Source organism: Acinetobacter sp. Lyrl_1 (assembly GCF_051948795.1).
In the GTDB taxonomy this organism is placed as follows: Bacteria; Pseudomonadota; Gammaproteobacteria; order Pseudomonadales; family Moraxellaceae; genus Acinetobacter; species Acinetobacter towneri.
Genome location: NZ_JAYJLK010000003.1, coordinates 134,234 through 145,157, shown reverse-complemented (window position 1 = coordinate 145,157; position 10,924 = coordinate 134,234). Strand labels below are relative to the sequence as shown.

The 10,924-nt window shown below is 40.2% G+C and carries 7 protein-coding genes; 5 read left to right on the top strand and 2 right to left on the bottom strand.

The features are described 5' to 3' along the window. Positions 1 to 118 precede the first annotated feature (118 nt). Positions 119 to 1,948: a phosphoenolpyruvate carboxykinase (GTP) gene (locus VF675_RS02620; protein WP_440204701.1), complete on the bottom strand. Its 1,830-nt coding sequence runs from the start codon at positions 1,946 to 1,948 to the stop codon at positions 119 to 121. Between the two features lie 417 nt (positions 1,949 to 2,365). Between VF675_RS02620 and VF675_RS02615 the strand changes: the two genes are divergently transcribed. The 4 genes from VF675_RS02615 to groL all read left to right on the top strand — a co-directional run bounded on the left by VF675_RS02615 (position 2,366) and on the right by groL (position 6,229). Next, positions 2,366 to 3,304, top strand: coding sequence for a diacylglycerol/lipid kinase family protein (locus VF675_RS02615; RefSeq protein ID WP_440204700.1), 939 nt, complete (start codon positions 2,366 to 2,368; stop codon positions 3,302 to 3,304). Continuing rightward, positions 3,285 to 4,058, top strand: coding sequence for a metallophosphoesterase family protein (locus VF675_RS02610; RefSeq protein WP_440204699.1), 774 nt, complete (start codon positions 3,285 to 3,287; stop codon positions 4,056 to 4,058). Before VF675_RS02615 ends, VF675_RS02610 begins: the two co-directional genes overlap by 20 nt. A gap of 185 nt (positions 4,059 to 4,243) precedes the next feature. After that, positions 4,244 to 4,534, top strand: coding sequence for a co-chaperone GroES (locus VF675_RS02605; RefSeq protein WP_004972131.1), 291 nt, complete (start codon positions 4,244 to 4,246; stop codon positions 4,532 to 4,534). Positions 4,535 to 4,594: 60 nt separating this feature from the next. Continuing rightward, entirely contained in the window at positions 4,595 to 6,229 is a 1,635-nt protein-coding gene (gene groL, locus VF675_RS02600) for a chaperonin GroEL (protein WP_440204698.1), read from the top strand. Between the two features lie 430 nt (positions 6,230 to 6,659). Here groL and VF675_RS02595 read toward each other — a convergent pair whose 3' ends face one another. Next, positions 6,660 to 7,037: a hypothetical protein gene (locus VF675_RS02595; protein WP_440204697.1), complete on the bottom strand. Its 378-nt coding sequence runs from the start codon at positions 7,035 to 7,037 to the stop codon at positions 6,660 to 6,662. A gap of 524 nt (positions 7,038 to 7,561) precedes the next feature. Between VF675_RS02595 and VF675_RS02590 the strand changes: the two genes are divergently transcribed. Beyond that, entirely contained in the window at positions 7,562 to 10,852 is a 3,291-nt protein-coding gene (locus VF675_RS02590) for a YadA C-terminal domain-containing protein (RefSeq protein WP_440204696.1), read from the top strand. The last annotated feature ends 72 nt before the right edge of the window (positions 10,853 to 10,924 follow it).

The following is a 10,924-nucleotide window of genomic DNA, read 5'->3' as shown; positions in this document are numbered from 1 at the left end:
GTATTTACACATCAGCTGGGGATGTTGAAGCTGGAATGTTGATGTTTTTAGCAACTAAAATATTAGGGCAATAAAAAAAGGTCACCGAAGTGACCTTTTCTTAGCAATCAGCGTTGAATTACGCAGATTTAACCGCTTCAAGTAAAGCAGCTTGACGTGCTTTCAATGCAGCAGGTAGGCGCTCACCAAGTTTGTTGAATAACTCAGTGTGGCTTTCTAACTCTTTGATCCATTGTTCTTTGTCTTGCGCTGTTACAGTTTCAAATTGCTCTTTAGAGAAATCTAAACCAGTCCAGTTCAATTGCTCATACTTTGGAACGAAACCAATTGGAGTTTCAACAGCTTCTGCACGACCTTCGCAACGATCAATGATCCACTCAAGCACACGCATGTTTTGACCAAAACCAGGCCATACGAAGTTGCCTTCTGCATCACGACGGAACCAGTTTACATTGTAGATACCTGGTAATTTGTTGCCTGCAGCTTTTGCTTTCTCGCCAACTTGCTCACCCATCTCTAACCAGTGAGAGAAGTAGTCTGCCATGTTGTAACCAGCAAACGGAAGCATTGCAAATGGGTCACGGCGTACAATACCTTGTTGACCAACGGCTGCTGCAGTCGTTTCAGAACCCATCGTTGCTGCTTTATATACGCCATCTACCCAGTCAAATGCTTCTGAAATTAGAGGCACTGTGTCTGCACGACGACCACCGAAGATGAACGCTGAAATTGGAACACCTGCTGGATTTTCCCAGTCAGCATCGATAGAAGGGCATTGACCTGCTGCAACAGTGAAGCGCGCATTTGGATGAGCTGCTTTTTCTGCGCCAGTGTGTGGTTGACCTTTCCAGTTGGTTAGGTTTGCAGGAACTTCTTTAGATAGACCTTCCCACCATACTTCGCCGTTGTCAGTCACAGCAACGTTGGTATAAATCACGTCTTTGTGCAGAGTTGCCATACAGTTCGGGTTAGTCTTGGTGTTTGTACCAGGAGCAACACCGAAGAAACCAGCTTCTGGGTTAATTGCATATAAGCGACCATCTTCACCTGGTTTGATCCAAGCAATATCGTCACCTACAGTTTCAATTTTCCAGCCTTCGTAACCTGCAGGTGGAATTAACATCGCAAAGTTGGTTTTACCACATGCAGAAGGGAATGCTGCAGCGATGTAGTGTTTTTCGCCTTGTGGATTGGTCACGCCTAAAATAAGCATGTGTTCTGCTAACCAGCCTTGTTCACGGCCCATTGCAGAAGCAATACGAAGCGCTAAGCATTTTTTACCCAATAATGCGTTACCGCCGTAACCAGAACCATACGACCAGATTTCACGAGTTTCTGGATAATGTACGATGTATTTTTCTTTGTTACATGGCCAAGCAACGTCTTTTTCGCCTTCAGCCAATGGTGCGCCCACAGTGTGTACGCAAGGAACAAATTCGCCATCTGTGCCCAATACGTCATAAACAGCTTTACCCATACGAGCCATTTTAGACATGCTGACAGCAACATAAGGAGAGTCAGTTAATTCAATACCGATGTGCGCAATGTGGCTACCTAATGGGCCCATAGAGAATGGAACCACATACATGGTACGACCAGCCATTGAACCGTCGAATAAACCGTTTAATTTAGCGCGCATTTCAGCTGGCGCTTCCCAGTTGTTGGTCGCACCAGCATCTTCTTTGTTTTCAGAGCAGATGAAAGTACGGTCTTCAACACGAGCAACGTCAGAAGGATCAGAGTTTGCAAGGTACGAACCAGGGTGTTTTTCTTGGTTTAATGCTTGCATGGTGCCGTTAGCGATCATCAAGTCAATAAGACGTTGATATTCTTCAGCGCTACCGTCACACCATTCAATTTTTGCTGGTTTCGTTAACTTTGCAATTTCTTCAACCCATGCAATAAGCTTAGGGTGACGAACGAATTCTGGTGCGTTCACTTGGGTCATGGTGAGGCCTATCTTAAATGTGTACAAGTCGTGTACAAAGTACAATCTGAACGATGGGGTACATGGTTCAGATGAAATATGAAAAAAAAGTGGCTGTATTAAAGCACAAAAACATAAAAAAAATAAGACATAGGCTTGATTTAGCTTTATGTGAAAAATACCCATATAAATAATGAATAACATATATGAAACATGGGCTTACAACTTTTTTGTGTTCCATTTATCATTATTTAAAAAAATTATGGGCATTATTTATTTTAATTATTTTTAATTAAAACATGTACTTATATCTTAAATTTTATAAAGAATGATTATTGATTTAATGAATGGTCGTCATTCGATTTTTACATAAAGCTGCTTTTCATTCTGCATCAATTGGTTGAAATTAGAGCAAAAGCTTTAAAATGATTGAAGAAAATGTCGACAACATTACAGCCGTTATCGCTTATTTATAATCAAAAATCTGGATTTCATGCCACACAGCAAGAAGGTGTCTATGAAGAGTTGTTGCATGTTTTGTCACAGCATGGTTTTGAAATCCAATTGTTTGAAATGGGCGATATCGCCAATTTTGATCAACTGATGCAACAGGTATTAGCACGGCATCAAGCAGCGCAGTTAAGCGGTGTTGTGGTTGCAGCGGGTGGAGATGGTACTTTAAATGCGGTTGCTGCAAAGTTAAAAGGGACATCTATCCCCATGGGTATTTTGCCTTTGGGCACGTTTAATTATGTGGCGCGCTTACTGAATATTCCGCTAGATTTAATTGAAGCAGCGCATGTGATCGCAACTGGCAGTATGCGTGCAGTACATGTGGCACAAATCAATCAACACATCTATTTAAATAATGCCAGTTTGGGTTTATACCCTTTATTTATTCAAAAACGTGAGCGTTATAACCGTTATTTAGGACGCTTTCCTTTACATGCCTATACCTCGGCTTTAGATGTGCTTCTGCGTGACCGTAAAGAATTAAAATTAGAAATAGAGGTCGATACAAAGCGCTATCCGCTGAAAACTCCGCTCATTTTCTTTGGGAATAATCAATTACAACTGTCTGAAATGAATTTACGTATTGCCAAAGCTGCTGCAGCGGGAAAAGTCGCAGGTGTTGCAGTGGCAAAGTCCGATAAATTGACTTTATTTAAAATTCTGTGGCAATTAATTCAGGGGAAGGCTGAGCAAGCCGATGATATGTACAGTTTTGCAGCAGAGCAGGTGGTCATTCATAGTAAACGCCCACAACTGACCGTGGCGCTTGATGGAGAAATTGTCAAAATGCGCCCACCACTGCGTATTTCGGTATTGAAAAATGCATTGAAGATTAAGGTGCCGCATGCTGCTGCATCTGTCTGATTTGCACTTTGGCACTGAAAATGTGGCTTGTATGCAGGCAGTACAACAACTGTGTGCAAGTATGCGACCGGAAGCGGTTGTGGTCAGTGGTGATTTAACCCAACGTGCACGCTATGCACAGTTTTATGCCTGTAAGCATTTTTTAGACAGTTTGAATTTACCGTATTTAGTTGTGCCAGGAAATCACGATATTCCGCTATACCATCTTTGGAATCGTTTTTTTAGTCCGTTTGCACGGTATCAGTTGTTTTTTGGGCGTATGGAAACAATTTTGGAAACCGCCCATTTTTATGTGATAGGGGTGAACAGTATTCGGCGACGTTTTCATACCCGTGGGCATATTTCTTTGAATCAAATTCAGGAGATCGACGCCTTATTGCAAGCTGCGCCCAGCAATAAGTTAAAAATTTTGGTGGCGCATCAGCCGTTCTATACACCGCCCGATAATGTGCACGGTATTAAAGATTGTCCTGTGTTGGGACGTATTGCGTTGGAGCAATGGAGTAAAAACGGCTTGCATGCCTTGCTACATGGTCATTTACACCAGCCTGCTGTATATGACCTCAATCAAATCTATGCACTTGGTGCAGCACATCCTGTACTCGATATTCATGCAGGAACTGCAATTTCACAGCGTTTGCATCAAGGTATGCCGAATAGCTTAAATATAGTCTGCAATAATGGTGATGTGCAGCATTACATCTTTGATGTAGGACAAAAACAATTCGTGTTGTGGCAGCAAAACGCAGAATAAAAGGTTGAACCCCTCAACTTGTCTAAAAAAACAACAAAAACTGAAATATTTTTAGCGTTTCCCCTTGAAGCGAATTTTTCCATCCCCACAACTGTGTCATCTAAAATTTATTTTGATGATGACACATGGAATAAATAAGTCGTCATCAGGAATCTATACATAGACTTAGTCTGATGGAGTTATTTATGAGCAACATTCGTCCATTACATGACCGCGTAGTTATTCGTCGTGTTGAAGAAGAAACAAAAACAGCTGGCGGTATTTTGCTTCCAGGTTCTGCTGCAGAAAAACCAGCGCAAGGTGAAGTGATTGCAGTAGGGAATGGTCAAATCACAGACAATGGCGTGCGCGCTTTAGACGTTAAAGTGGGCGATAAAGTCTTGTTTGGTACGTATGCAGGCACCACAGTTAAAGTAGACGGTGAAGAACTTCTTATTATGAAAGAGTCTGACATTTTAGCGGTACTTGAAGGCTAATTTCAGCACTCGTTATTCAAAGTCAATTTGAACATTATTTAAAGATATTTGGAGTCAAACATGTCAGCAAAAGACGTAAAATTTGGTGATTCAGCCCGCACAAAAATGATCGCAGGTGTAAACATCCTTGCAGATGCAGTTAAAGTAACTTTAGGCCCTAAAGGTCGTAACGTAGTGATTGACCGTTCTTTCGGTGCGCCGCACATCACTAAAGATGGTGTATCTGTTGCGAAAGAAATCACCTTGAAAGACAAGTTTGAGAACATGGGTGCTCAGCTTGTACGTGAAGTGTCTAGCAAAACCAATGATATCGCAGGTGACGGTACGACCACTGCAACAGTACTTGCACAAGCCATTTTAAATGAAGGCATCAAATCTGTAACTGCGGGCATGAACCCAATGGATTTGAAACGTGGTATCGACCTTGCTGTAAAGGCAGTCGTTGCAGACATTAGAGCAACGGCTAAACCTGCTTCTGACACGAAAGCGATTGAGCAAGTAGGTTCTATTTCTGCAAACTCGGACACGACTGTGGGCAAGTTAATTGCAGAAGCAATGGAACGCGTTGGTAAAGAAGGCGTAATCACTGTTGAAGAAGGTTCAGGCTTTGAAGACGCGCTTGACGTTGTAGAAGGTATGCAGTTTGACCGCGGTTATATCTCGCCATACTTCGCGAACAAACAAGATACTTTGACTGCAGAACTTGAAAACCCGTTCATTCTTCTTGTTGATAAAAAAATCAGCAACATTCGTGAACTGATTACTGTCCTAGAAGCGGTTGCAAAAACAGGTAAGCCTCTTCTGATCATCGCTGAAGATGTTGAAGGCGAAGCGCTGGCAACGCTTGTTGTGAACAACATGCGTGGCATCATCAAAGTATGTGCGGTGAAAGCGCCTGGTTTTGGTGATCGTCGTAAAGCAATGCTTCAAGATATTGCAATCTTGACAGGCGGTACGGTTATTTCTGAAGAAATTGGTATGTCTTTGGAGCAAACATCACTAGAGCATTTGGGTAGCGCGCACAAAGTTACAGTCTCTAAAGAAAACACCGTGATTGTGGATGGTGCTGGTGATGCAAATCAGATTTCTGAGCGTGTTCAGCAAATCCGTGCGCAAATCGAAGAATCTACTTCTGAATATGACAAAGAAAAACTTCAAGAACGTGTTGCTAAATTAGCAGGCGGTGTAGCAGTCATCAAAATTGGTGCTGCAACTGAAGTTGAAATGAAAGAGAAGAAAGACCGTGTGGATGATGCGCTTCACGCAACTCGCGCTGCGGTTGAAGAAGGTGTTGTTGCGGGTGGTGGTGTTGCACTGGTACGTGCTGCTAAAGCACTTGAAGGCGTAACTGGCGCGAATGATGACCAGAATGTAGGTATCAACATTCTTCGTCGTGCGATTGAAGCACCGCTTCGTCAAATCGTATCTAATGCTGGTGATGAGCCTTCTGTTGTAATTAATGCAGTGAAAAATGGCGAAGGTAACTTCGGTTATAACGCTGCAACTGGCGAATACGGCGACATGCTGGAAATGGGTATTCTTGACCCTGCTAAAGTGACACGTTCTGCGCTTGAGCATGCTGCTTCTGTGGCTGCTTTAATGCTGACAACTGAATGCATGATCACTGATATCCCGGAAGACAAACCTGCAATGCCTGATATGGGCGGCATGGGTGGAATGGGCGGCATGATGTAATTCATGTTGATCATTTGATCTTGAAAAATCCCTACCTCAGGTAGGGATTTTTTTTATTTCTTGATAAAAAAGTACAATTTCAATAAAAAATAGAGTAAAATTTGAGACATAAGTTTGATCTAGATTAAAAAATGCAAACAGGGTTTCATTTTTTATTAAAAAATTGATTAATGTTTATTTTTGTAACATTTGATCTTGGAATATATAAATTTTTGATTTATTATTTAATTAAAATATAATTGATGTGCGGCTATATGAACAGTACAGTTATAAATAATGAGGGGAAAAGTTCAGAGGATCATTCTGAACTGGTATTGATTAGTAAATGTGAATTAAAGTCTTTATACCGAAAATTAAAGGAATATGAAGATCGTTTACGGAGGTATGAGCATGAGCATAAAAAAATTTTAGCTTATTTCACGCATAAAAATTACAATTGATTTAACTCATCAATCAACTTTTTAATGATATCTTTATGATGATTTTTTAAAGCGCGAAACTTCAGATAATAGTCTAGATCTCCAATATCATGTTCTGAAATCTGAGCACTCGGACTAATATCCTGGTCTCCAAATCTTAGCCATTGATTAGATACATTTAGCCAGATTGCTAAAATAGAAAGTTTATCTTGGCTAGGGATGGCCTTACCTAATAACCAGTTATTCGCAGATTGTACTGAAATTGGGCTGCCGTCATAACGGTGATTGAACTCCCTAGATAAAAAAGTAGGGCTAATAGGGTGTGCAGCATCCAGTAAAGCTTGTGTCAATCGTTCAGCAAATAATTTTTTTTCTTGTTGATTGCTCATAAATTAAGTTCTCTCTTGCTATCACATCATACACTTTATAAGTTTTATCTTAAAAATGTATTTAAAATACTACAATGATTTTAAGAGCATAATTTTAAGAAAACTCGACTCATATTTCAATTGTAACAAAGTTTTTTAGCCCATCTTGTTGTAATCATTTGTAATCATTATTTGTTTCTATACTTTATGTTTAGTTTAGCTTAATACAAATATCAGGTAATCAATCTGTTAATTAATCAAGGTTACTTTATCATTTTTTAATTCTTAAATTGCTATTTAAAACAAAATCTTAGTTAATTTCATATTATTTTCACCTTTAAAATCAATTTTAAATTGAAAAATAAATCAAATATTGATTGATATATTTGTTTCGTTTTGTATATTATTGACTCAGGATCGCTCTAGCGGCGGTATGGGGTGGATGGCATTCTCCAGAACAACCAGACATTCAACTCAGTTTTGCTGGTTTGCAAACATCCTAGGGTAAACCAGTCTTTTTATAAGAATTGAAAGAGGACAAATCTATGACATTTAAGAAATCAGCATTAGCTGCGGCTGTATTAACAGTCGTTGCTGGGAATGCCTTAGCTGCACCGACAGCTTTACCAACACGTGACAAAGTTGATCCGACTTATGATGTTCCTGGTGTTCCATCGTGGGCTTATGCGTATGATCAATCTACAGGCTCTGAAACTATTGTTAATACCGATGGATTTAATAGTACTGAACGCTTTGAAGTTACAGGTCCAGATGATCAAGATGAAGTGGTGTATACTACACTACCAACTGCAGTAGAAGGTCAACCTGGAGTTAAGCAATATCAGGAAGTACGTAAAGATACGGTTACAAAAACTTCTACGTCATCTGATACTCGTCTGTCACCTGAAGATATAGAAACAATAAATACACGCACTATAGATACTTCCTCATCTTATAGTGCGAATGGCTTGGTAACTCGTACCGCGGAAACCCGTGCTGGTGTTTATTTGGGGAATACCTATGATGACCGATTTGCTGATCCTGGGCTTTTGACTGAATCTAACTTTCAAGCATATGATTTAACTAAAGTTGCGGGTGCTTTTGAAGACACAAGTTCGCGTAGTAGAACGGTAGTTGACTATAATGATGATCAGGTACTAGATCGTACTATTGAAAGTAAGCGTACTCGAAATTATAAGGATAATGCGGTTGCCTATGACCAAAATGGTCAACCAGTACAGGTTGACGGTCAAACCAGTTATGTGGTGTTAGAAGATACCAGTGAGCGCAATTTTAATTTAACTGCATATAATTCAGATATTCAAAATGGCGTAGAGACTAGCCGTGATCCTGATGGCAAGTTACTGGTTGTAGAACGTAGCCGCTCTTCTACCAAGCAAGATGCTAACTACCAATATGATGATAATTCTGGTGATTTCGTTACCTTTAAAGTTGAGGGTAATGATGTATTAGTGTCTAATATTAGCGAACAAACCAATGCTCAGTCATCAAAATTTACCAATTATGATGAAGTGAGTGCCAAAGATTTTGAACGTAGCCGTTCTGGTACAGCTAATTACAAAGAGACAGCTGTTCTTGATGGTTTTGAGCAATATGACAATCGCTCATGGGAAAATAGTGTAACTCAATATAAAGATGGTAAATCTAATATTGACCAAGAATCTTCATTTAAGTTTACACAAGCATCGAAAGACCGTGATTTCTTGACTGATGAAGATGGGGTGGTCCTTGTTAATGGAAAACCTGTTGTAGATAAAGTAACTGAAGTAACTTCAAGTGTGTCAGGTGCTTATTCTAACTACCAAGCAACAGAAGATGCTAATGGTGATGATTTTGTTATCACTAAAATTGGAGATGATACACGTTCGACTGATACTGATCTGAAACATCGTTCATTTACATTTGACTATAACAAAACAGTTACAGATCAGCAGGATGGCTTTGTTGCACATGACATCCGACAATTTGACGGATCAGCTGACTACTATTCAAGTATGCAGGAAAACATCGAAGTCGATCGTGATCTTAAATTGAACTTCCGCAGTGATGAAAAATTCAAAACGGGTCCTATTACTGTTGTAGAGTCTTCTGCTTTTGCGGATGTAGGTTCTGGTTTTAGACGTAAGCTAGATGGCTCACCTATTACAGCTGCAGATGTGAATACTTGGACCGATCAAAATGGTAAAGATCATTACTATGTTGTATTGGGTCATGATAAAGATGGTGAAGAAATCCGTACTGAGGTTAGCTATGCAGAAGGTTCAACTCCTGGTTTGACGTTGAATGCTGTACAGGAAAACTTCGAGGAATATAATTCAACAGAATCTGTACGTTATAATGAAGATGAATTCTATAAGTCTACCGATTCATTTGTAAATAAAGAAAAAATCACTTATGAAGATGGTTCGGTTGAGTATGATAATTCGACTCTTGATCAAACAATCACTGTTTACAATGAGAATGTAGTTGATAAAGAGTGGGAAGGTACTCGTGCTGGTACTCAAGCAACTCAGGATGTGACATTTGTTGACGTGGGTGGTGTTGCAACAGCAGCTCAAATTGATACTTCAGCATCAAACTTTGCTGAAAAAACTACTAAATATAAACCAGGGCAGGAACTAGAAGAAGAAACTACGCGTACTGAAACTGAACAAGGCAGCCGTGAGAATCTAGTAGCTGAAACAACAGAAACTTACCAAGATAATTGGGAGTTTAATGACAAACTGTATGCTGTAGGCGCAAGTGATTTGGGTCGCGTTACGACTGAAAGTGGAAATGGTACATCTTCTTATATTTCTGCTACACAGACTGAAGAATCACAATGGGCATCGAATAGTCAGGAAACAATCTATCAGGCTGGTGATATAAATAGAACTGAAACTGGATCGGAGTCTCAGAGCACAACAACGACAGATGTTGCGACAGGTAATTCACAGACTTATGCAACTAATGGTCAATCTGCATCAACTGAGTTCAACACGGTTACTGGTTTGCTGGCATCACAAGCTATTCTGTATACAGAGGCTGCTGAGCGTCAAGAAAGTTTAAGCACGACTCAGGCAGGTGTAACTACTTCTACAACGGTTGTTCGTGGTTATGAAGATGAACAACGTAGTGATGAAAGTGCAACCTACAAGCTTTATGGTTCTGAAACCAAGGTTGCGGGTGATGGCTCTCAAACTGTATTGGCTAAGAGTGAAACAACAGTTGTAGATAAATTTGGTATTGAGGAATCTAATCAGCTGACTCAAGTAAATACAGATATCACTGCTGATGGTGCTGCAACTACAACCACACAACAACGTATTGATGACGTTACTGGTATTCAGCTGGAAAAAACAGTGGCAGGTACTACGACTCAGACCAGTTCAACCACAATCAGTGCGGGTGAAATTTCTGTAGATGGCGTGTCTATCACTGCAAATGGTTTGAATGCCAATAATACCGTTGTGTCTAATGTTGCAAATGGTGTTGCGGATTCTGACGCGGCAAACCTTGGTCAAGTACGATCATACTACAATGATGTGAGTGGTCGTGTTAACCAATTAAATTCACGTGTTGATGATGTTGAGAAAACTTCTTACCGTGGTATCGCTATTGCATTAGCTGCTCAACAACAAATTCCTAACATCGGTGCTGGTCAATTCGCTGTATTTGGTGGTGTAGGTCACTATGAAGGTGAATCTGCTGGTGCCCTAGGTGTTGCAAGCGTATTTGCTGATGGTCGTACTTCTGTAAGTGCTGCACTTGGTTTCGCTGGCGGTAACGAAGTTGGTGGCCGTGTAGGTGTATCATACGTATTTGGCGGTAAATAATTACTCCTTATACTGAGCTATAAAAAATCCCCGCATATTGCGGGGATTTTTTATGCGGTACAATAAAAAATA

Coding starts and splice junctions, on each gene's coding strand:
- VF675_RS02620 (WP_440204701.1), bottom strand. CDS start 1,948: ATGACCCAAGTGAACGCACCAGAATTCGTTCGTCACCCTAAGCTTATT.
- VF675_RS02615 (WP_440204700.1), top strand. CDS start 2,366: ATGTCGACAACATTACAGCCGTTATCGCTTATTTATAATCAAAAATCT.
- VF675_RS02610 (WP_440204699.1), top strand. CDS start 3,285: ATGCTGCTGCATCTGTCTGATTTGCACTTTGGCACTGAAAATGTGGCT.
- VF675_RS02605 (WP_004972131.1), top strand. CDS start 4,244: ATGAGCAACATTCGTCCATTACATGACCGCGTAGTTATTCGTCGTGTT.
- groL (WP_440204698.1), top strand. CDS start 4,595: ATGTCAGCAAAAGACGTAAAATTTGGTGATTCAGCCCGCACAAAAATG.
- VF675_RS02595 (WP_440204697.1), bottom strand. CDS start 7,037: ATGAGCAATCAACAAGAAAAAAAATTATTTGCTGAACGATTGACACAA.
- VF675_RS02590 (WP_440204696.1), top strand. CDS start 7,562: ATGACATTTAAGAAATCAGCATTAGCTGCGGCTGTATTAACAGTCGTT.